13 protein-coding genes are annotated in these 24,380 nt (G+C 53.7%); 5 read left to right on the plus strand and 8 right to left on the minus strand.

The annotated features are described in order from the left end of the window. Window positions 1-245: 245 nt before the first annotated feature. From FHS27_RS08800 to FHS27_RS08810, 3 genes are all read left to right on the plus strand, one after another. Window positions 246-4,124, plus strand: coding sequence for an FG-GAP-like repeat-containing protein (locus FHS27_RS08800; RefSeq protein ID WP_221224966.1), 3,879 nt, complete (start codon window positions 246-248; stop codon window positions 4,122-4,124). Between the two features lie 256 nt (window positions 4,125-4,380). Further along, complete coding sequence (locus tag FHS27_RS08805; protein ID WP_221224967.1) at window positions 4,381-7,149, plus strand: tetratricopeptide repeat protein; 2,769 nt, start codon at window positions 4,381-4,383, stop codon at window positions 7,147-7,149. 65 nt (window positions 7,150-7,214) lie between these two features. After that, window positions 7,215-9,095: a CRTAC1 family protein gene (locus FHS27_RS08810; protein WP_246419317.1), complete on the plus strand. Its 1,881-nt coding sequence runs from the start codon at window positions 7,215-7,217 to the stop codon at window positions 9,093-9,095. Window positions 9,096-9,107: 12 nt separating this feature from the next. Here the strand turns inward: FHS27_RS08810 and FHS27_RS08815 are convergent, their stop codons facing one another. The 4 genes from FHS27_RS08815 to FHS27_RS08830 form a co-directional block, all read right to left on the minus strand. Then, window positions 9,108-9,998 carry a hypothetical protein gene (locus tag FHS27_RS08815; protein ID WP_246419318.1) on the minus strand — a complete coding sequence of 297 codons (891 nt, stop codon included), beginning with the start codon at window positions 9,996-9,998 and terminating at the stop codon, window positions 9,108-9,110. Between the two features lie 316 nt (window positions 9,999-10,314). Next, window positions 10,315-11,856 carry an NAD(P)/FAD-dependent oxidoreductase gene (locus FHS27_RS08820; protein ID WP_184304257.1) on the minus strand — a complete coding sequence of 514 codons (1,542 nt, stop codon included), beginning with the start codon at window positions 11,854-11,856 and terminating at the stop codon, window positions 10,315-10,317. After that, window positions 11,856-12,809: a radical SAM protein gene (locus tag FHS27_RS08825; protein ID WP_246419319.1), complete on the minus strand. Its 954-nt coding sequence runs from the start codon at window positions 12,807-12,809 to the stop codon at window positions 11,856-11,858. Before FHS27_RS08825 ends, FHS27_RS08820 begins: the two co-directional genes overlap by 1 nt. A gap of 45 nt (window positions 12,810-12,854) precedes the next feature. Further along, the gene (locus tag FHS27_RS08830; protein WP_184304261.1) at window positions 12,855-14,192 is read right to left on the minus strand and encodes an asparagine synthase-related protein; all 1,338 of its coding nucleotides are present in this window, start codon (window positions 14,190-14,192) and stop codon (window positions 12,855-12,857) included. Between the two features lie 278 nt (window positions 14,193-14,470). Here FHS27_RS08830 and FHS27_RS08835 point away from each other — a divergent pair, with 278 nt between their 5' ends. Then, the gene (locus FHS27_RS08835) at window positions 14,471-15,838 is read left to right on the plus strand and encodes a hypothetical protein (RefSeq protein WP_246419320.1); all 1,368 of its coding nucleotides are present in this window, start codon (window positions 14,471-14,473) and stop codon (window positions 15,836-15,838) included. Window positions 15,839-15,906: 68 nt separating this feature from the next. Here FHS27_RS08835 and FHS27_RS08840 read toward each other — a convergent pair whose 3' ends face one another. Together FHS27_RS08840 and FHS27_RS08845 are read right to left on the minus strand one after the other, a co-directional pair. Then, window positions 15,907-17,235: a basic secretory protein-like protein gene (locus FHS27_RS08840; protein ID WP_184304263.1), complete on the minus strand. Its 1,329-nt coding sequence runs from the start codon at window positions 17,233-17,235 to the stop codon at window positions 15,907-15,909. A gap of 78 nt (window positions 17,236-17,313) precedes the next feature. Further along, entirely contained in the window at window positions 17,314-20,712 is a 3,399-nt protein-coding gene (locus FHS27_RS08845) for a beta-L-arabinofuranosidase domain-containing protein (protein ID WP_221224968.1), read from the minus strand. Window positions 20,713-21,197: 485 nt separating this feature from the next. Here FHS27_RS08845 and FHS27_RS31540 point away from each other — a divergent pair, with 485 nt between their 5' ends. Continuing rightward, on the plus strand, window positions 21,198-22,754 hold the full coding sequence (locus FHS27_RS31540; protein WP_184304267.1) for an FG-GAP repeat domain-containing protein: 1,557 nt from the start codon (window positions 21,198-21,200) through the stop codon (window positions 22,752-22,754). Between the two features lie 329 nt (window positions 22,755-23,083). On the opposite strand, the gene FHS27_RS08855 is transcribed toward FHS27_RS31540, so the two are convergent. Both FHS27_RS08855 and FHS27_RS08860 read right to left on the minus strand, forming a co-directional pair. Continuing rightward, window positions 23,084-23,656, minus strand: a complete 573-nt coding sequence (locus FHS27_RS08855; protein ID WP_184304269.1) for a hypothetical protein — start codon at window positions 23,654-23,656, stop codon at window positions 23,084-23,086. Further along, window positions 23,657-24,187 (minus strand): hypothetical protein, encoded by a 531-nt coding sequence (locus FHS27_RS08860; protein ID WP_221224969.1) that lies wholly within the window; start codon window positions 24,185-24,187, stop codon window positions 23,657-23,659. Window positions 24,188-24,380 lie beyond the last annotated feature (193 nt).

Below are 24,380 nucleotides of genomic sequence, written 5' to 3' on the forward strand. Positions count from 1 at the left end.
AGACTTACGTCAGGATCCTAGCTTCGAAATTGCATGACGCGAAACTGAAAAACGCGTGCCGTTCTGGTTCGCTACGATGCTTGCAATTCGGGCCCACTCTGCCACCATAGGCAAATCAGCGTCGAGCATTTATTTGCGACGCTGTGTCCGCACGAAACAAGAACCTTAGACGTTCAAGACGTGGGCCACCGGTGCCGCCAATCCCAACGGCACGCCGACGCAATCGCTATTTTTCCGAGGAACGGATGCGCAAAAAGAAATTCAACCAGAGCGGTAAACCCTCCCGTGACGCTCACACGCCCTCTGAACAAAACACGGATCAATCTGCAGTTCAACCTCAATCGCGGCGGATCATTTTTAGCGCCGTCGGCGTTGTCGCGTTAGCATTGATCACGGCATTCGTGATGCTGCAAACCAAAGACAAGGAACCGCAAACAGCCGATTCGAACGATACCGAGACCTCAGCCAGTGACGGACAACTCGAACGAACACGGCTCGCATTAGCGGAAACCGAAAACCTCAATTTGGTCAGCGCGGACGCGAACTGGAGCACACTCCATCAGCAATCGCCCGAAGATGCCTCGATCGCATTGAACCGGGCGCTCAATCGTGTTTTGAGAGTGGACACGCTTTCATCTCAGGCGACCAACGCGGCTCTCGACGGAGACGAGAAAAAGGCAGCACGATCAAAGCTTCCTGACGCCATTTCGGATGCCCGAATTGCGATTGATGCGTATGCAAAGGTCTCGAAGGATCCGATCACTTCACAGTGGCTCAGCTCGGAAGTCGACCTTCACGAAGCATCGCTACTGCCCGGTTCGATGACCAAATCGATTCGGCGAGAGGTTTACGAACGATTATCGAAGACGATTCAAAGCGATCTCGGAAAGGACTCTCGTTCGATGATCCTCGGTGGCGTGATGGCGAAAGTCGTCGACCAGATGGAAGATCCGATCGACGGGCTGCCCCAAAAAGTTCTGGCGGACGCAGGCAAAGCGTTTGCGGCGTTGTCTGACCACCATCCCGACAACCTGTTTTTTGCATTGAGGGCCGCACGACTCAACATCGAAGACCGCAACCAGCGAGCGGCCGTGTACATCAAACGCTCACGCGAACTCACCTCCGCGATCGAACCCCTGATCAGTGCCGACACCCAAACGATCGGCATGACTCCGGGAGAACTCGTCGAAGAGATCGTTTCCGCGATCAAATCTGAAGACTGGCAAACGGCCGAGAATCGCAATCTGTTGTGGTTCAATGTTCTCAACAGCAGCGAGATCATGAAAACCGACCGTCGCCGCGCCATGCCTCACCCGTTGGACCGGCTAAATTTTGACTCTCTTCGTGAACTTTCCGCGAAAGCTGCCGAGCAATCTCCGATCGCGAAGGGTTCTTCGAAAATTCAATATGAAAGCGTCCCACTCGCCGATTCATCGATGAGTCGAATCGTTCAAGCGATCGACTTTGATCTTGATCTTGACTCTGACCTCGTGAGTTCGGACGACGGAGGAACAGTGGTACTCTGGCAAAATGACGAAAAAAGTTGGCAGAAAGCCGGACAGGTTGTACTAGACATCGTCCCGTCCGAAATCTTCGTTGCCGACCTGTTCATCGTCGACAGCAGCTCTCCGGGACGCTTGCGAGCCGATCGCGCAAACTCCGATGACAGCGAGCGGATATCGAGTTCACGTCACGACACATTCCTGCATTTGATTGCCTGCGGCGACGAAGGCGTGCGTGTGATTCGCATCGATGGCCGAACGACCGCAACCGATCAAACCCGCCTACAAGTCGTCGAACAGGATCTTGGACTTGGGGACATTCAAGGAGTCACGGCATCCGTTGCGGGAGATTTAGAAGCCGACGGTGACCTCGATCTTGTCTTCGCGACGAAAGAAAGCGGCGTCCGCATTTTTATCAATCGCGGCAATCGCACGTTCTTTGAACACCCGGATTCCGGTGAACAATTCGGGACCGACGACCCAATTTCATCGCTCGCGATCGCCGACCTCGATCGTGACTTGGACCTCGACATCGTGACAACACACGCATCGTCCGGTCGCGTCGGGATTTTGGAAAACATGCTGCACCTACAATTTCGTGGGCGATACTTCGATGACATCCCCAAGATTGACGGCGCAGGGTCACTCGCGATTGAAGACATCGACGGGAACGTCTCTTGGGACCTTGTCATCGGCGGAACTTCGACCTCAGCAATCGTGTTTTCACACACAGCCGACGCCGGCGCCTGGGTCGTCGACCGAGTAGAAACGAGCGAACACGGTTCGGAAAATGCAGTTGTTGTCGATATCGACAACGATTCATGGATGGAAACGATCGCGAATGGCGAGTTTTCACGAATGGGCCCATGGGGGTGGTCGTCATGGGAACCAATTGACGCATTCAATCCGTCACGAGATCTTACACACGCGGACTTCAACAAAGACGGGAGCATCGACCTGGCATCGGCATCCGACGAAGACATCGTGGTGATGAACAATCGCAGTACTCCGATCGGGCACTACATCAATTTACGGTTCAAGGGCATCGACGATAACGCGAGCGGACGAGTGAATCACTACGCGATCGGCAGCGTTCTGGAAGCCCGATTTGGCCCGCACTACCGCGCCAGAATCGTCACGTCGCCGTCAACGCATTTCGGCCTCGATGGGCTCGATCAAGCAGGGAGCGTGCGGGCGATCTTGCCGAACGGACTGACCCAAACGATCGCAAATCCTCCAATCGATTCACTCGTCGAAGAAGAACAGACGCTCAAGGGTTCGTGCCCCTATTTGTATGCTTGGGACGGAGAAGGATTCGCCTTTGTCACTGATTGTCTGTGGGCTGCGCCACTCGGACTGCAGGTCGCTCACGGCGTTGTTGCCAAAGACCGACCGTGGGAATACCTCAAACTCGACGGAAGAAACATTCGTCCCAAAGACGGCAAGTACGAACTGCGGATCACCGAGGAACTGTGGGAGGTTGCCTACTTTGACGAAGTGCAACTCAGCGCGGTCGATCACCCAACCGATGTCGATGTCTGGACCAACGAAAAAGTCGGCCCCGGCAACATTGCCACCCCAACCACGTTCGCCTTCGCACCGAGTGATCGACATCCCGTTCGACATGCAGTGGACACGTCCGGCAACGACGTGACAGCAAAGCTCACTAGAATCGATCAAGACTTCGTTCAAGGTTTCGATCGTCGTCTTCGACAAGGTTTGTGCGAACCGCATTGGATCGACCTCGATTTCGGTGACAAACTCATCGAAGAAACGATCGCTTCTCGTGAGGATTCATCAACCTCGATCTACCTGATCCTTACTGGATGGATCATGCCGACGGACGCGTCTTTGAACATTCAAATCGATCAGAATCCCGAGTTGGCGCCGATTGAATTTCCATCAGTCTGGGTTCCCGACAATTCGAGCGATTCCGGATGGAAGAAAGCGATTCCCTTCATGGGTTTCCCGGGTGGAAAAACCAAGACGATTGTGGTCGACGTCACCGACATTGTGAACGCGAAGGATCCCCGATTCCGCGTGCGCACTTCCGCGCAAATCTACTGGGACGGGGCCGAGGTGGTGACGCAATCTCAAACCACTGACACGGTGACACAAGACTGTGAACTGCTATCAGCGAACATCGCGTTTCACGGCTTTTCACGCCGCATCAAAGAGGGACCTCGTCAACCGGAAGTCTACGACTACCACGACGCGTCGCCTGCGTCGCGTTGGCCTCCGTTACGAGGCAAGCTTTCTCGTGAGGGCGACTGCATGGAGTTAGTGAACAAATGGGACGATCAGATGGCGGTGATCAGTGGCGGAGACGAGATCAGACTCGAGTTCGCAGTTCCACCAAACGATCCGCCGGTAGGCTGGACGCGTGATTTCATCCTGCACAGCGTTGGATGGGACAAGGACGCCGATCTGAACACGCTCACCGGGCAACAGATCGGGCCGCTTCCATTTCGTGAAATGAAACAGTATCCTCCGGGAGTGAATCAACACCCCAAGTCCGTCGTGGTCAACCAACTCAACCAAGGTCATCTCGGGCGAGAACAAACGTTCCGGTCATTCTGGTACCGCGAACAGAAGGCACCCGCGATGCGATTCGCGAAATAGCATTTCCCGTCCGCAAATCAACATATTGGCATTCAGAAATCGACTAGAATATGGAGCATCCAATTCGAATCCCCCAATGCATGCAAAGCATCAACATTTTCTGTCGCGCGGTCTCGCACACGCGCCATTGACCTACAACGGGAGTTGCCCCGCAACTCAATAATCGTTCCCGCCATTTCAAATGAGTTCGGACGCCCCGCGTCACGCGACTGATACGCAACGGTTCATCGCCAATCATCAAAAGCAACCAAATTCAATGCCAACTGTTTCCTCGTCGAAGCCACCCGTTCGCCCGGTCACCCCCAGACTACGAGTCGTGTTGCACTTGGTGTTGATTCTATTCGGCGTTTTGCTAGCCAACGGACTCTATCTCACTTCGATTACGTGGCTGCAACACTTCACGGGCCGAATTTACGAAGACCACTTCTACCAACTGATGTTTTTGGTGCACCTCGCGTTGGGGTTGTTGCTGATCGTCCCGACGATCGGTTTTGGCCTGCTACACATGGTCCGCAGTCGCAAGCGACGAAACCGTCGGGCGGTAAAAATTGGTTACGCGTTGTTCGCCGTCGCAATCGCGATCTTAGTCACAGGACTGCTTCTAATGCGGGTGGGATCGATCGCGATCGTGGACCCCACGAGCCGGAGTTTTGTTTATTGGGCTCACCTGATTGCCCCATTGGCCGTCATCTGGCTCTATTGGCTGCATCGCCTAGTCGGTCCTCGAATCAAGTGGAATGTCGGCAAGCGTGTTGTGCTCGCGATCACGGTCATCGTCGCTGCGATGGTCGCGTTCCAAGCGTCCGACCCTCGCATCAGCGGCAACAAAGCACCTTTGCAAGGCGAGAAATATTTTGAACCGTCACTCGCTCGCACCGCGACAGGGAAATTCATCGCTGCTGAAACGCTGATGAATGACGACTACTGCCTTCGCTGCCATGAGGATCTGTCGAATTCGGCGTTCCATAGCGCCCACCGATTGAGCAGTTTCAACAACCCTGCCTATCGAGCATCCGTCCGAGAAACGCGTCGAGTGTCGCTCGAACGCATGGGATCCGTCCAGGCCTCGCGTTGGTGTGCCGGTTGCCACGACCCCGTGCCGTTTTTCTCGGGTGAGTTCGATGACCCAAATTACGACGATGTCGAAAATCCGACCGCACACGCGGGGCTGACCTGCGTCGCCTGCCATTCAATTCAGTCCGTCAACAGCAACGTCGGCAACGCGGACTACACCATTGCCGAACCTCAACATTACCCGTTTGCCTACAGCGAAAACCCACTGCTGCAAGAATTGAATTCGTTGATGGTGAAAGCCAAACCGAGGTTTCACAAACACGAAATGTTGAAACCGTTTCATAAGGAAGCAGAATTCTGCAGCGTATGCCATAAAGTTTCGCTCCCCGGTGAAGTAACCAACTACAAGGAATTTCTCCGCGGGCAGAATCACTACGACAGCTACTTACTGTCGGGCGTTTCGGGACACGGGGCGAGAAGTTTTTACTACCCCCCCAAAGCTCAAACCAATTGCAACGAGTGCCACATGCCCGCTCTCGCCACCGATGAATTCGGGGCGAAATACATGGACGAACTCGGTCGCCTTGGTGTTCACAGTCACTTTTTCCCTAGTGCCAATACGGCGCTCGCGTATTGGATGGGTGACACGGAAGGCGTTCAGAGACATCGCGATTACCTACAGGGAACCCTGCGTGTGGACCTCTTTGGACTGCGTAAGGGAGGTTCAGTGAACGGCGAACTCATCGCGCCCTTAGGCGATCGCACCAAAGTGGATCCAGGTGAAACCTATCTCATCGAGACCGTACTTCGGACGCTAACGCTCGGTCACCACTTCACTCAAGGAACAACGGACTCGAACGAGATATGGATCGAGTTAACGGCGACGCAGGCGGGCAATGTGATCGGACGCAGCGGTCACCGAGACGATCGCGAGGCCGTCGAACCCGACTCTCATTTCGTTAATACGTTCATGCTGGACCGAGATGGAAATCGAATCAATCGTCGTAACGCCCAGGATATCTTCACTCCTCTGTACAGCCACCAAATCCCGCCCGGGGCAGGCCAGACCGTTCACTACCGTTTGACCACACCTACCGATTCGACCGAACCGATCGAGATCTCTGCTAGATTGCTTTATCGCAAGTTTGACACGGAATATCTCGACTACATTCGCCGCGATCGCGACCCGAAACGTGACAAACTGGAGCTCGGTCGCCCTGGAGATCCGAACGACTTACCAATCATCGAGATCGCCAGCGACAAACTCGTTCTGGATTTCGGCGACGTGAACAACGAACCAAAAACCAAGACCGAACCTGACGCATTTCCGCTTTGGCAACGATGGAACGACTACGGAATCGGGATGCTCCTAAAAGGCAAAGCCGAACTGAGGCAGGCCGCCGACGCGTTTCGTCACGTCGAGGAACTCGGCCGCTTCGACGGCCCGCTTAACCTCGCACGCGTGCAATTCACCGAAGGCGATCTCGATGGAGCGACCGAATCGCTTCATCGCGCTGCCACGATGGAACCACTCCCACCGTCATGGACACACAGCTGGCTCAGTGGGATTGTGAACCGACAGCAAGGGAATCTCGACGCCGCCGCTGAATCACTCCGAAACGTTCTCGAAACCAAAATCGTGGAACGTGGCTTTGATTTTTCGCTCGATTACGAAGTGCGAAACCAACTCGGCTTAACGCTCGTAGATCTATTTCAGCGTGCGGAGGTCCAAGGCGACAGCGACGCCTCTGAGCGTTTGCTCGCCGAAGCCGAAATGCACTTTGAGAAAGTCTTGGAAGTCGATTCCGAAAACGTCACTGCCCACGCCAACCTCGCTGAAATCTTTGCTTGGAGCGGCGACACTGAAAAAGCGGAACATCACCGAATGCTTCACGCGAAATACAAACCCGATGATAACGCCGCCGAAGTCGCCATTCCTGCCGCGCGAAGACGATATCCCGCGGCAAATCACGCGGCCGAAGATCTCGTGATCTACGATTTGACCCCGTGATCCTCAACGTCACCTTGATCCAGACGCGCAAACGCACCCCCGATTGATCGAAACGCATGACTAAGATGCCATCCTCTACCGAGTACGTCGACGAACACCCCGACGTTGAAAATGATGCGGTGATCGGCTCCGCGCTACGCGGGTCACTGACCCTCTTTGCCGTTTTGGGATTACCCGTAATTGCGATTGTTCTTTTTCTGAAATTGAACCAAGAAACGCAACAGTCCATTGAAACGGAAGTCACGTTACCAGAGGTCCGTGAAATCGGTGACGCAACGATGCCATCGCTCGTGATGACCGAAGTCAGTCAACAGAGCGGAATCGATTTTACACATCAATCGGGGCGTTACGGCGAACGATTGCTACCAGAGACGATGGGAAGCGGTGTTGCGGTACTCGATTACAACAACGATGGGAACCAAGACCTCCTGTTAGTCAACTCTTGCTATTGGCCGTGGGATGAACGCCACGCGACACCCTCGCCATGCCAACTGCTGGAAGGAGACGGTAATTTTCACTTCAACGACGTCTCTGAACAAACGGGGCTCGACGTCACTCTCTATGGAATGGGCGTCGCGGTAGGTGACTATGACAACGACGGTGACAGCGATGTCTTCCTCTCCGCCGTTGGCACGAACCGCATGTACCGAAACGACAACGGCGTCTTCCGCGACGTGACCGTCGAGACGGGTGTCGGGGGCGCCGAGGACGCGTGGAGCACGAGTTGCGGATTCTTTGACTACAACAACGACGGCCTTTTGGATCTCTTCGTCTGCAATTATGTGTCATGGAGCAAAGAGAACGATCTCAGTCAGGATTTCACTCTCGATGGCGAAACACGCGCGTATGGGCCTCCCCGCGCGTTCGCGGGTTCCTTTTCATATCTGTACAAGAACCGAGGAGACGGTTCGTTCGAGGACGTCTCCGCGTCGGCTGGCATCCAAATGCGCAATGACGACACCAACGTTCCGCTCGGCAAAGCGATGGGGCTGGCACCGGTTGACGTCAATCGCGACGGCTGGATGGACATCCTGGTCGCAAACGATACCGTCCGAAATTTCTTATTCGAAAACAACAAGGACGGAACGTTTTCCGAAATCGGACGGTTGTCGGGAATTGCATTCGACCGTAGCACCGGCAACGCACGCGGCGCGATGGGAATCGACACAGCCGCCTTCCGTGACGACGGAACACTCGCAATCGGAATCGGCAACTTCGCCAACGAAGCGAGTGCTCTTTACATGGCCCGTCCCGAACGCAGCCAATTCATCGACGCGGCGATGTACACCGGATTTGGGCCTCCGACGCGAAAGGGGCTCACGTTCGGGCTGTTCTTTTTTGACGTCGATTTAGACGGCCGACTCGATGTGCTCGGTGCGAACGGACACCTCGAAGAGGAAATCGCAAAAACGCAAGCGACGCAGCGTTATGAACAGTCGCCGCAACTGTTTTGGAACGCGGGCCGCGAAGCCAAAACGGAATTGGTCCTCGTGGAGGAATCCAACGTCGGCGAGGCGTTCTACCAACCCATCGTCGGCCGAGGTGCCGCCTTCGCCGACTTTGACAGTGATGGCGACGAAGATGTCGTCATTGCAACGAGCCATTCACGTCCGGCTGTCTTTCGTAACGACCAACAGACCCAACATCACTTCCTTCGGGTCAAACTAGAGGGAACTCAATGCAACCGTGACGCGATCGGCGCAATCGCAGAATTGTCCCTCGAAAATCGCACCCTCACACGGACGGTCATGCCAACACGAAGTTACCTCAGTCAGTGCGAAAAAACACTAACGTTTGGGCTCGGTGCGTCGCCGGCCGTCGACTCAATCGTCGTCACCTGGCCTGGTGGCGTTTCCGAACGGTTCGATGTCAATGCCATCGATCAAACGATCACACTCATCCAAGGCACGGGAACGGACGCGACTGCCGACGACGTGGAGCCGTAGTGCAAAATCGTCCTACAGGCGAGTCTTGTACTCTTTCGAATCGCGATCAAATTGAAACACCTGCTTCTGCTTGGGATCCGCGACGAACAAGGAATCTTCCGTAAGGGCGATTCCAACGGGTCCAACCAACGGTTCGCCTTCGTACCACTTTTCACTTTTCCCGTCGGCGGTGAATGTCCAAATGCATTTGCCGTATCCGTCCGTTACGTAACCGTGGTCTCCCGCCCAACAGATTCCGTTGGGGTATTGAAAAGGACGACCAGTAACAATTTCTTCGACTTCCTTCGTCTCGACGTTGATACGAACGATCGCAACTGCATCAGGAGTCACCGCCCACAGATTGCCGTCGGCGTCGAAGGCTAACCCTCGCGCGTTCACCCGGGCGACCAACTCTGGTTTGCCCCCGTCGATCGGCAGGCGGAATGTTGCACGCTTTTCGGCATCGCCGACGTAGAGCATTTTGCCGGCGGCATCGATCGCGAGTGCCATCGGGATCCCGATGTGACCATCGGTCAATCCGATCGGCTCAGAATTCACGCCATCGATTTTGTAGACTTCTCGTGTTGCCGAATCGCCCACCAAGACACCTCCACCTGGATGCATCACGATGCACCGTGGCCGATTCATGGGCTTGCGAAGAAAACGACTGCCACGGCAAAACAGTTCGCGCGAACTGCCCGCCATCCACACTCCCGGCAAATCGAGATCCACGCAGTAGATATCGTCGCCGTCGACCGCAACGGCCAACGGGTATGCGGGGTCCGTTTTCTCCTGTTCCTGCGGTGCCTCAGCCTCCGCTTTTTGAGCAGCACCGCTCTCTTCGGAAACGACCTTCTCCTGTGCGTTCAGGTTGGCCCCCGAAGAAATGAATGCTGTGATCCCAATCACGAAAAAGACTGCCATCGTGAAACGGTTCGCGATTGCCCGATCCAAGAACCCCAAGTCGCGGCACGTTGGAGTAGTAAAAAACTTCGTCATTTCAGGAACTGCAGTAAAAATACAAAAGAAGATGCTTAGGAACGAGGTTGGTGCGACGTCACCGGCTCGAATCGATCCGGCCTTCGCGACCAACGGCTATAATAACCTCCCCGCGGTCGACAGGGTGCTCCACAAGGCAACATCTGAAATTTACGCATCGATTGGTGCCACACATCAAGCCACGCAGCGCAAAGAACGCCTCCAAAACACGAAAGCTTTTGACTCATCAAAGCACCATCACCTAGACGGTCTTGTCGCTCGGCGCGGTATGTCGATAAAGATTCCGCTTGGCGGGGTCCATCAGCCCCACACGATTGTAAGGTTCGACGCGTTCGCGAATCCAAGCGATCGCAGTACAAATTTCGTCATCGGAGATCACACCATGATCGTGCCTGCGTCGCAGTTCTCGAACGCGAGCAGACACCTGGCCGACACATTCGACGAGCTCGAGATTTCTAACGCTGAGGAAACCGTCACTCTCATCGCGCTCCGCCGTTGTCACGACAACGAAGTAGGTCATGGTTGCAGTGGCAAATAACGAAAAATCGAACATCGCCGAATAGCACATAGAAACGAGTTCGTCGATCCACAAAATTTCAGCATGTACCTGCGTCCCGTAATCCAACAGACTTTCATGCGTGGGGAACTCAACGCGACCTTTGCACTGCGAGAACATCTCCGCAATCTGTTCAACCGCCGCCAGCGTATGGGCGATCCCCGTACTGTGCAGCGGATCGACGAAACCGACCGCTGAAGGTAGAGCAAGCCACCCCTCGCCGGCCCCAGGCATTCGCAAGTGTTGAAGACGCTCCTTGGCAGCGAGACGGGAGGGCGTGACCAATTGCGCTTTCGCGAACTGAGTTTCTAACGAAGGATACTTTCGCAGGATCCGACGCCAATTCGATTCGGCATTTTCCTCGTTGATCGCAACTCCGTCCGCTTGCGTTTGATCGAAAACGACACCGCAGCTCGTCACCCCGTTGTCAAATTTGAGCTGCCATACCCAACCTTCCTCGATCAAATGATGGACTGCCGCATAATGACACACGTAGGGATGCGCATGATGCTCACCTCCGCACCCAATATAAACGTCGTTCCAATCCTTTACGTCGCAAAAGTGGCCAAAAATCGCTCCCGTGTTGGTTTTCAATTCACCACTCATATCACGTTGATGGGCAACGTCGGCGAGCACTGCACCCGCACCGCTGGCATCAATAATGAACGAACTGGTCAACTCCAATGGACCTCCAACATCATCATGACCAGCCCCTCCCTGACACGTGCCCCGCACTAACCAGCAATCATTCCCCTTCGTGATTTTTTCAATCGAAAAACCTTCAATCAGCTTTACGTCCGCGTTGGCTAACTGGCGAGCGATGTAATGATCAACCGTCGATCGCAACCAATGAGTATCCGAGATAGAGTCCGACGTACTCGCGGCCACCAACAGTTCTGAAGCATGGTTCCCGCAAGGCTCAAAAGCGGTTTCACGAGCGTGGTGGAAATAACTGAACCCGCGTTTCAAACCAACCGTCACCTCGGGCGCAAGGCTTTGTGCCGTTCCGTACGCACTCAGCGGAGCCAACCAATCCAATTCCAACCGAGCTGCAAGGCGTTTCAAAATCCGGTCGGCCAAAGGAGTCGACGATTCACCAATGGCGAATCGTGGGTGTGTCACCTTGTCGACCACGCAAACTCGATAGCCCAGTTTGCGGAGGGAAAGCGCCGTCAAACAACCACCGAAACCCGAGCCAATAATCAAAACGTCTGAATCAATCTTCATCAAACCGGCTCGACCTCACCGCAGTGACACTGCACTGGCGACGGCACCGTCTGTGTCAGATTCATCTGGCCAATTCGCTCAATTCGGGCCGCCATGCATTCATTGCAGGATGAAAACTTTTCTGCATCCCAGAGATCCGCAAAAACACGATATGTCTTTGGCCCTGCGAGTGACTGCTCAAGAACAGATTCCAGAGACCGCAATTGGGGAGGAGAATAATCGCCACGCTCAGCCAATAACTCAATGGCTCCGTTTCCCGGCCGGGTCGGGATCACTGCAACGCACGAGACCCCGCATCCGACTGCGAATTCAACCGATTTCACTGCCCATTCGATACCTTCTCTCTCATTGAGATACGGAGGCTTTAGCAAAACGAAAGCGCGAACAGAAATATCGTTTACACAAAGAAACTCAGTCGCGTGTCGAAAACCGTCCAACGTCATCTGCTTGTTGAGCAAAGGCAAAACTTCGGGGTGAACCGTTTCCAACCCCATCGCAATCTCCAACTTTCCATCGAGCCGATCTTTAAACTCAATGCATTGCTGATTGCAGAGGCTCGGATGATTTTCGACGACGACCGTTTCGAAACGTCTGCAGAGCGTCGCAATTTCGATTCGATCTCGACGAGGAATCGCCTTAGCGTCAAAGAAATTACCACTGTTGTAGAGTTTCAGCCGTTTCGCATCGGGCATCCGCTCGAGCGCGTATCGCATCTGCTCGACGATATCACCATCCCGCACCGGCACGTCGAGCGTATTCTTCCATAAGTCACACATCAGACAACGATAAGGGCACTCCCTGTTCGTCAGAAAGATGGTCGCGACATCAACCACGTTGCCGTATTCAGCCAACTCGGGCTCAACTAAAAACGCATAAGGCTTGGTCGGCGAGACGATATTTTTTTGCCCGCGAAGCCGAAGAATCTCTTCGGTCGTTAATGTGGTTCGACCCATTTCGCGTGTGTTGAAAGCCATCGATTGCCGAGCGTTTACAAACCGCTAGTTGCTGAAAACTTCCGCGAACGCCTGCCGATACGCCAACGGAGAATCAGGAAACACCGCTGCGAAATCGGACTCGGACGTTGCCCCGCGTTGGAAGCGATTTTTCTCGAACACGGGCATCATCATTCCGGTAATCGCATGAACACCGGCACGCGTCACATTGCCTTTGAGTGAATAAAGTTTTTCGTGATCCCAATCCGTCAACTCGATAAACGGAATTTTCTCCGCAACTTCAATTACCTCGGATGTGGCGAATGGACTGAAACCTTCGAAGCCATACTTGGCTGCCGTGGCATAGGTGCGAACGTGGCCTCGGCTTTGTCCACCCGAATACGTCTGCGAATGTTTGATTTTATCCACGCCCCATCCTTCGTGATAGAAAAACGGGTTCCCTAAGACGCTTCGGATCGTCAGCTCGGGATTCTCTTCAATCGGGTAATCACGCAAATTTTCATCACCGCCATCACCATCGAGCAAGTACTTCCATTCCGGATATCGATGCCGAACTTCCTTCAATACCGCAATCGCCATTGTCGCCGCTTGAACATCGAGAGGCTTGTAGTCTTCGATCGTGCGGATCGCATCTTTGTAATCGAGACTCGATGCATCCACCTGAATCGGCTCCAACAAATAATCGATGTCTAACGTTTTTAGAAACTCAGACGCCTGATCCAAATCACTTCCGTTCTCATTCACAGATAACGTAAACGCTTTAAGCCGCTGTGCGTTCTGACCTCGCTTCAGCAGCGAGTGATACGCGAGCGTCAATACCGCCCCGCTGTCGACACCGCCTGAAAATAGAACACCGATCGGTTCTTTCTCAGGAATCGAATCGATCCACGAATCAATTTCGTTCGCCAGAGCGCCAATATACGCTTTACCGATCGCGTCGATATCCGCGGGTAACTCGTTGGCGTGCTGCGTCAAAAAACGCGTGTAGACAGGATTCGGATCAGGACACCCCACGAGCGACAGTTCGGTCACATAGTGGGCCGGAACCATTCGAGTGTACGACGGATGAAACTGATCGGCGATTCCTTCCTTCTCCAAATGATCGCGGATCTCATCCATTCGTTCGGCAATAATCAAGACAGGGCCGGCCGCCTGCTTGGCGAGGAAGTAACGCATCGGTCGGCCAATCGAACGAGCCAAACGCACGATCTTTCCGTTTTTGTGCACTAACGCGAACTGCCCATCGATCTCGCGCACCTTCTCAGGCTCACCTGTCCCGACCCGTTCGATCGCCTCATCAATTGCCATGTTGAACAGAACATTCGAATCGGGGTCCAACAAATTAACCAGGCGTTCAACGGTCGCGAACTTTTGATTTGACATCGACATTCTCTAGGTGACGGACTTCTAAAACTCACAACGAAATAGGGGGCGATGCAATCGCGTGCGTACTCCCCGTCGAGCGAAAACTCATTCTCTCATGATGCCGCCCAACTCGCAACGTACGGACGCATGCTGATTCATGCGATTCCGCCGCAGCCCCCGCCTTCACGAGATCCGTCTCGACCGTGCTCGATGATGACCATGCTATGATAATGTGACTTGTTTCGTCGCTTTCCCTTCGTCACACCCACCTTCCTCCATTGCTGCACTGCATTACGATGATTCGCTACCTTTTGCCGTTCTTGGTGATTGCACCTGCGTTTGTCTACGCGGAGCCTCCCTTTCGCATCGAAATTGTTGACGCAGAGAACGGTTGGCCAGTCCCCCTCGTTCAACTCGAAACGAACCATCACGTTCGGTTTGTCTCAGACAATGCAGGCGTCATCGCATTCGATCTCCCTGAGTTGATGAACACAGAAACGTGGTTCTCAATCAGTGGCCATGGTTACGGTGTCAAGCCCGATGGATTCGGCTACATGGGGGTCCGATTAACGCCTCAACCTGGAAAAAGCCACGTCATCGAAGTCAAACGCCAATTGCCCGCACAACGCCTGGGCCGCGTGACGGGCACCGGGCTCTTTGCCGAATCTCAAAAATGTGGCGAGCATCTCGACTGGACCGATCAAAACATACTCGGCTGCGACAGCGTTCAGAACGCAACATGGGGCGACCGAAAATTCTGGCTTTGGGGAGACACGACGCTCGCCGGATACCCGCTGGGCCGATACCACACGACCGGAGCGACCACGTCACCTCGCCCCTTCTTGAAACTCGTGCCACCGATCGAGCTTCGTTACAACTACTTCACCGATCCCCAGAACATCCCACGCAACATCGCCCAAATGCCTGGCCAGGGCCCCACTTGGCTTTTCGGACTGGTCAACCTTACCGATCGACACGGACGCGAGCGTCTCGGTGCGACTTATTCAAAGATCGAGGGAATGTTAACGGAGTACGAGAAAGGGCTCTGTTCTTGGAATCAAGAGCTCCAACAATTTGAACATTTCAAGACGATTTGGACGAAAGACGCCGAGCATCCGCTGGCCCCGCTGATGCCTCATGGACACGCGATCCACTACACCGATCCAGACCATCAGAATTGGATCCTATTTGGTGCCCCTTTTCCGAGACTGCGGTGCCGAGCGACGTTTGAAGATTGGGCATCACCGGGGAAATGGGAAACCATCGACGCGAACAATGCCGTTGAAGTGCACGGTTCCAAGCAAACCATTACCCCGCATCGAGGCACCATTGCGTGGAACGAATACCGTAATAAATGGATTACCATCTTCACGCAGAAAGGCGGCAGACCATCTGAACTCGGTGAAATTTGGTATGCCGAGGCAGAGTCTCCGTTTGGCCCCTGGCGAAACGCGATCCCGATCGTCACACACGACAATTACACTTTCTACAATCCGCAAATTCACAGCGACATGGTCACCAAGGGGTCACCAGTACTACTTTTCGAAGGTACGTTTACCGCAACGTTCGCGAAAAACGCGACAAAGACACCTCGCTACGACTACAACCAAATCCTTTACCGACTGGACCTCGACAAACCGCCGTTTTCAAAAACGGATCTTTGAATCTCAGTGACGAATTGACGCTGGTCTTCGGGTGCACACCGTACTGGACGTTACTTTTGACATCACGTCTATCCCGCGTTCTGGCAATCGTCCCATAGTTCTTCTGCTGTTTTCCCGAACCACTCCTTCCATAGCCCAGAATGAAAACGCCCAAACCGTAGTGCGTTATTGAGTCGCGAGATAGCGTCGCGATCGTGATTAACAATCACATGGTTGAGGAATGTCGCAGACGCAAAGTAACCGTCATCGTAATTCACGATTCGTAAATCCAAGTGACGTCGGCGATCCTCGGGTTCGTATTGGAACCAACGAATATGGTCCGCGATGCCTTCCACCAACCAAGACGGCCTTTCCCCCAAGGGGGCCCCCCGGTTTCCTCTAGGTGATCGGTACTGCTGGACAACATGAACCAACTCGTGAACGACTGCCCCAACGCCCTCTCCGTGCTTATTTTTCACGAACCAGTCTCGAGCACAGAAAACATCTTTCCCGGCCGTATACGCGACGCCACGCATATTCTGTCGAAACGTAACGGAAAACTCAGTGGGTGGTTCGAAATAATCGCTCGGAAGAGCAGCGACGATTTTGGGATACCATTGCTCGCAAATCGGCATCAAATCGTTGCGAACCCACGTGCGAAGCTCGGGGACCTCGGTTGTATCAAATGAGATGCTGTACTTGTTTTCAATGACGAGAACATCAACCGCTTCCTCATTTTGCTTCCGCTGAAGTGGCGGGTAGGACTTCCCATCGAGAAAATCGATTTCCGAGAAAAACGTCTGAGCGAAAGCACGATTGGTCCCCGTCGGTTCAACATGCATCAAAACAAACCGCACGGTGCCGAGTTGAGCAGAGTCGGAGCCTTGAATGCCAACGGCGATCTGAGTTGCCTGCTCATTACCTGTCTTTCGACTATCAACATCTGCGACGTGCCGCCATCCGGCTTCCATCAATCCGGCATGATTCTGAAGAGTCTGCGTTGCAATCTTCTCACTATTCGTGGTGTAAATCCGATAGACTTGCGGAGCACGGGAACTCGGATGCCAGGAATACGTATTGATCTGCTGAAGATCAATGGGCCTTCCAAAATCAAACAGCAATCGACCAGGATTCCGACCGGAAAAGAAAAAGTTCGACTTCGGTGCATCCTGACTTGCAGGGACAACCCCGTCATTGAGAGCGGCAATGCCAGCCGAATTTGCATCAATCGTTCCAGCAACAACCTTTACTTTGGCAAGGTTACCCGCGTCCAATGCTGATGGCGTGGCGACTGATTCAAAACGAAAATTTTCGTTAGCGTTCTCTTCGGAATTCTGGTCGACCCGCACCTGAGTGTCTGCAATCCCGCACACACAAACCAACGCAAAGACGGGCAGAAGCATCAAACGTAACAACATCGAGTTCTCCTTCAAGCGGAATGCCGATCGATCATCTATAAACCTCGCAGAGTGGAAGAGCCACTGTCGAAAACGGGATCAACGTATGCTGGTTCCGGACTGGTCGATCAAGAGCGAGTTTGAAACATCATTTCCAAAGTCGTCGTGGCGATCGAGCACCCAAACGACCTGCTTAGTATCCGGAATAACTTCAACGAGAATCGGCTGCCCTGCTCCCGCATGGCAGTTCCCAAGAACGACGTTGCCGTTTTCCAACAATTCCAAGGTGGTGACCCAGCCAAGACGAATGCCGGGTAGATCATCCTGGTGAAGTTGCCACACGATTTCTTTTTCCGGAGTGACCTCGATCACGCTATGGCCATTGCCAGTAGAGATCCAAGTGTTTCCATTGGGATGACGCATGGCGCAGAACAAACGGTTCCCAAACGCATCAGGACCGTGGCCGCCCTTGGGCTCCTTACCGAACATGGGAACGGCAAAGTCCCAAACAACGTCTCCCGATCCAGAATCATATTCTCGAACCATCCCATCGGCTTCATGAGCAACTAAGTAGTTGCCGTTCTCCAGTTGCCGCACTAACCGCGTGTCGCTGTGCGAATCCGAATGATCCAGAGTAAGCTTCGTTTCGCGGAGGAGCTTACCCTGCCGGTCCACTTCAATGATCCGACCAGCGCCCGATTCCGCAATCATCACGTTGCCGTTGTTAAGTAATTGAGCGGAATGAATTTCGAAATGCCTGTCGTCGGGGCGATTTTGCGTTGAGGCGTCATAACGCCACACGACCTGCCGCGTCGAAGGATTAATCTCGACCACGCGTGTTGGCCCATCAAGCGTGAGAACATTCCCGTTCTCGAGCAGTTGCAGATCGTGAATTCCGCTCCATGGCATTTCCCATGCGACTTCTCCGGTTCGCTCAACGATCGCCAAACGACCGTTCCCTCCAAGGAGAACCCGATGTGACGCAGGTGGCTTTTCCGATATCGCCGCAGTGGTTTCCGATTGCGGTACAGCTCCCACTTTCCATTCGAGTATTCCGCCCGATACGCCGGAACGAAGCTGAACTTCCACTCGCAACGCATCGGTTGAAACGGATGCGAACGAAAGTGTGTCCCATCCATCTTTTCGTGCCGCCTTTGGTTCGCCGATGAGCACAGGCTTCCAAATTTGTCCGTCTCGGTAAAGTAATCTCCAAGATTGTGGAACGCGACATTCCCCCACTCCTGTATCGTCGAACCAGTAGAGAGAAACACTCGAAACATCACGCGGTTCTGGAAAGTCATATTGCACCCACTCACGTGTTCCCTTGTGATCCCACCACGTAAATCGCGGAATGCTGTGATCGCCAGAGGAAACCGGGACTAACCCGTCATCAATCGCGGCATGCGAATCCATATGAAAACGATGCGATGACGTAATGACGAAATCTGACTCGCGTGGCTTCGGCAACGCCTTCCACTCATTCGCCTGCTCGTCCGCTCCGATCACAGGAAACGCCGAGATCCGAAGTCGAGCCGCCCCCATTGGGACCAAGGAAACGGACTCACTGGGTTGGTCGCTGCGAACCGGACTGTCTTGCAATACCGCACACAATCCATGGTTGTCGAGTGTCCATTCCGGAATGACCTTTGCCGTCGTTGACATCGTGATCGGAGCGGACTCCTGAGTGAATGGGAAGTCATCAGCGGGCCACGGATGTCGATGCACTTCGAAACCAGATGCAGGATCATCTTGATCAAGAATCAATCCGTAGTTCCACTTGGTACTTGGGTGAATCTCATACGACGGCCACTGCTTTTGATCAACGCCTGGCTGCCAGCTAGAATCGCCGATCGCGGTCTCTTTGCTGTCTTTGCGATCGTACCGCTCACCGATTTTGAGTGAAAAGGTGAGCGGCCCAAAATTCACACTGACACTATTGTGGTTTTTCGCCCAGGTTTGCAGCGACGTTTGCATCGGCAGGTCGAGCGTGACGGTGTCTCCATCGTGCCACTCTCGTTCAATACGAACGTATTTCCCGTGTGCGTTTGCCAATTGCTCCAAGTCACCAGCGACGTCGAGCGACGCCACTTCACACCACTTGGGAACACGCATGTAGAGCGGGAACGTCACCGGTTCATCGGTTTGAATGGTCAACGCAATCTTCTCATCAAACGGATAGCGAGTTGTTTCGCGTATCTGCACCTGCTTTCCATCACCAACTTTTGCATTAACTTCAGACGCACTGTACATGGCGGCGCACAGACCGTTGTCCGGGGTCGCCATCCAAAGATGCTTGGCGAAATAAGGCCAACCATGCGAATGGTTGTGTTGACAGCAGCGAGAACTAAATGGATTCATCACCAAGAACGGCCCGCTGTTGTCAATTCCCGGCGCGTGATTGGCCGCGTCACTGAGAACCATGTTGGGGGCAGTGAGGTAACGCAACGACTTGAAATCGGGCATGACCGCCGCGGGATAGCTATTGAACGCCACGTTTTCACAATGATCAGCCCAGAAGGGATCACCGGTAATTTGGAGCATGATCTCGTCTGACAACATCTGTTCCACGAAACCACATGTCTCGGTCGCTTGACGCGGGTCGTCAAAGCCGACTCGGCAGTTCTCGTCACCACCAAACATGCCACCAGGCACTTGGCCAAAACGCTTCCGGACCTCATGAAAATTCGCATAAGCCGCCTGCAGATGCCCACTATCGCGTGATTGCAAATAATACGTTGCGGGCTCGCGAAAACATTCCGCAATATTGACGTTGTGCCAATTCGGTAGGTCATTCGGCAAAGTCCAATTCGCCGTGCAACGATGCAGCTTCTCCGCAACCTCTAACAACTCCTCATCTCCGGTTCGGTTGTAGAGCCAATAGATGGATTGCAGATTGTCCCCACCTCTCATTTTCTGCCAGTAACCGGTCAACATCTCGTCGTCGGGAACAGTTGCTTGATACCGGAAGTATCGCGTCATCAATTCCAAAACACGGTTGTCCGCCTCACCTCGACTTTCACCGTACTCGTAATAGGACTGCAAACAGTAAAGCATCACCATGTTGGCCCAATAGTCGCGAGTTCCATCTCCAAGCCGTTGGTCGGGTCCAAAATCACCGTCCGCACGCTGGCTCGCTAAAACACCCTCGATCCAAAATTCACTTTCGGCGATCATGTCAGGGTCGTCCATCAAGTAGGCCAGCTCGATGTACCCTTTGAGCCAATAGGGCAGCTCCTCCCAGCCGTATTTCCCCTTTCCATCGCGGCTTAACCAAGCATTGCCTTCTTTGGTCAGCCAGGCACTGATCTCGCCTAAGTGACCGGTCAATCCGTCACGCTGCCGACGGAGCATTTCGGCGAGCCATCCCTGTGGGGTCACGGCGCCGGGCGGCAACGCGATCAAGCGACTGGGTACCAACGGCAATCGGTTGGAAACGTAGTTCCCATTGCGGGCTGAGTCGTCTTGCGATTCCAACGCCGGTGCGACGACGATCGACACGCGATTTCTCGGTTCTGATCGCGCACCGGTTTCGCCGCACATTCCAACACTCTGGTTGGACATCCAAAACAAAATAACAGTGAGCAATACGATACAAACGCGGACGAATAGCATTAGAGAAACAGTTGAGTTGAAACGGGTTGGGGGAGTACCGATCGTTAGGAAGTCTGCATTGTCGCACTTCATCGAGCCATGCGATCTTCCGCAAAAACCATGCATTTTTGCGCACCTAGAACAATCTGCCTCAACCTCTCTATCGTGCCTACGGTATTGCGATGTGTCGCACGATATATCAGTTTGTATGACACAGCACGGGAGATTCGTCGCACCGTTCTGCTGACTCAAACTCCTCTTTCAAATCAGACTTCGTTCATATTCGGAGACGTATCGTGCGGTTATGGACGACGTTCATATCTCGGTTCCGATGGCACGCGTGTGTCATCAGTTTTCTATTCGTCTCGGCACCACTCGTAGGCTGCCACCGTGTGTCAGAGCCTGAACCGCCGAGCGAATCAACCTTGCGAGAAGCAGCGCAGGCAGAGGCCGATGCGAAAGCTGACTTTGCCGAGACGGTTGAAAACTTTTGCGGCGCATGCCATGGCGTTCCGCGGCCGAGCAGCTTTGCGAAAAGCAATTGGCCTGAAGAAGTGGACCAGGGCTTTCGACTGTTCTTTAAGTCGGGCAGAAACGACTTGCGGATCCCGCGTCCCAAAGATGCAGTGCTGCGTTATTTCCAAGACTCCGCACCGGACGAACTCACGATCCCTCCGCCTAACAATACAGACGCGAAGGCTCCGATAGAATTCGCCCGGCAAGAATTCCCACTCGTCATCGAAGACAGACCGATGACCATCTCCAACCTACGATGGCTGCCCGAAACAATCGTAACGCCGACTACCTCGTCCGACACAACTCGTCCGAGCGACTTGCCAGATGTGTTGCGTGACGTAGCAGGTTTATACGCATGTGAGATGCGGCGAGGCTACCTTGCGCGGCTGCCTTTGGACGTGTCGACGGCATCACAGACTGACGGCGAATTGCCTTACGAAGTACTCGAGAAATTTCACAACATCGCGTTCGTGGAACCCGTTGACCTAGATGGCAACGGCGGGATCGAGTTCCTAGTCGCCGACCTTGGTTCCTTTCAACCCTCAGACCATCACAAGGGTAAGGTCTATCATCTAAAAAGAGACGACCAAGGCAATTGGATGAAAGAAATTCTGCTACGCAACGTGGGCCGCGTTGCAATGCTGGAGACTGGAGATTTCGACTCGGACTCACGCATCGATATTTTGGTGTCGGAGTTCGGATGGCGTGAGACGGGAAGCCTAACCATTCTAAGAAATAAAACGAGCGAAGATGGAATCGCTAAATTCGAAGCCGAGATTTTGGACGAGCGATCGGGTGCGATTCAAATTCAAAAATGCGATCTCAACGTTGACGGAAAGCTCGACTTTGTCACCGTCTTCAGCCAGGAGCATGAGCAAGTGGTGGCGTTCTTAAACACCGGGAACGGGACGTTTGAACGAAAACTCGTTTGGGAACCCGGCTATCCTTCATACGGGTCCAGCGGAATCGAACTCGTTGACCTCGATGGTGACAACGACATGGACGTTTTGTATTCGAACGGCGATTCATTCGACGACCATCTGCTCAAACCCTACCATTCGATTCAGTGGTTGGAGAATCGAGGTCAGTTCCCGTTTGTCCATCACGAAATCACCAAAATGCCAGGCGTCAGCCGAGCCCTCCCCGGCGATTTCGATGGCGACGGAGATTTAGACATCATCGCCGTCTCGTTGTTGCCGAGTAAGATCGAAAACCCAGCCGACTTTGAACTCGATAGCGTAATCTTTCTCGAACAATCAGGTGGGCAGTTCATTCGCTACCCGATCGAGACGGGTGCGACGTCGCGAGCGGCTCTCGAAGTCGGGGATTTCGATCAAGACGGTGATCTGGACTTCGCGGTCGGCGAATTCATGCACAACGAAGATCGCTCGTCCGTCGTCCTTTGGTGGAACCAACTTAAACAACCGCAATAAAGCGCGTCGCATCTATGTCAGAGCCCAGTGCGATCACAACGCCCCGTGCATCCGTGTAGTCCCTCAAAATGCAGGCTAGAGATTTCTGCCTTTGAGTAATTTTTTTAGGAGCCGCTGCGTTCGCCAAGACACGGCCCACCGTCTCACGACGGTGGCTACGACAAGATGAAAATGCTCTGGATCAGAACGATTGCCTGCACATGAATTTGAGTGAAGCACACACTTGCAGCGACAAACAATCCTCAACGGCAAATCGGTTTTCGTCGGCAAACCGCCGTGTGGCAACGTCTGCGTGACCACTAACTGACACCAAACGCTTTCGGATTAACCTACAAAACACCATCGCCAGATGCGTCGTCTTTTCCCCTATCCACCAACTCGTCGATGACCTGCTGAGCCTGAGCGGCGAAGGGATGCGTTTTCGATTCTGGCGTGATCGACTTTAGGTCAGCCACTGCGGCGGAAATCGCTTCACGCTCTCCATCTTCGTCACCTTGCCGCCGATTAACGTCAGCGAGACTTCGGTACAGCAACGCTCGCCAGCATCGATGGGGCATGCTGTCTGGCGATGAATCGACCAAAGACGACTGGATGGCAATCGCATTTTTCAATCGGTCCCGTTCGAGTGCGAGGTCGTCATCGAGACGTTCAAGACTCAATAGTTCGTGCAGAATGTGCACATCGGAGACTGCGAACAATTGAGTTTTTGGATTGATAGACCGAAGAGGCTGCAACTCGGAAAGCGCTTCATTCAATCGCTCGTCCACCTCATGAATCAATTGTCGTGAACCAAACTGACGTCGTAAACTGACGCTGGCGAGAACCTCAACCAAAGCAAACCGAACGCGAGAATCGTTTGGGGTTTGAGTCAGGCGTTCACGCAAAATCTCGGTGGCTGACAATTATTCTAACTGTCGAATGACTAGCCGCGTCGCCCGACACGAATCCGCAAGATGAATCCGCGCTCGCAGCACGGCAACCTCACTGGCGTCGCGTGGCGAAGGTTCCAATTCGCTCAGCATGGTCTTGGATGCAGACAAACGCTCTCGAGCGATGCGAGACTCAACCGGCAATTTCGTTTGGTCACGGTGACGCTGAGGAGGCAGGTCACCGAGCGAAACTAACACGAACGCCAGCTGTACCTTAAACGGATCGACGAGAGCGGCGAAGCGTCCAGTACGTGGGACGAGATCGACTACACCGGCAGTGCATCGGCCACCGGCCAGGCTTCTCAAACTTGGGGACACAAATCCAACGAGTCGACCGGCCACAGCAAGGGTGAGTATACGCTGGATAAGGTTTACGACACCGATCACGACTACAGCTACGTAAGCGGCCAGTACGGTGGAGAGGGCAACGGCAGTTCCCATTCGCAGATCCATCAAACCGAGGCCTGGGAATCGACGACCTCGCACGCCGACTGGATCACGCACGCTCACCAGGGAGGCGTTGGTGAATGGCAACGATGGCGATGCACCCAAACCAGAAAAGCACAATGCGAAGACAACGACCTTGCGAAAGCCAGCTAACGGCAGCGAGTCAGTGCCAAAACTACGATCTTGGCACAAAGCGGTGTACCAATAAAAAAGCACCGTCTGAAAAAGTGGTTTCAGACGGTGCTTTTGA

The sequence above is a fragment of the Aporhodopirellula rubra genome (genome assembly GCF_014192335.1).
Classification (GTDB): Bacteria; Planctomycetota; Planctomycetia; order Pirellulales; family Pirellulaceae; genus Rhodopirellula; species Rhodopirellula rubra.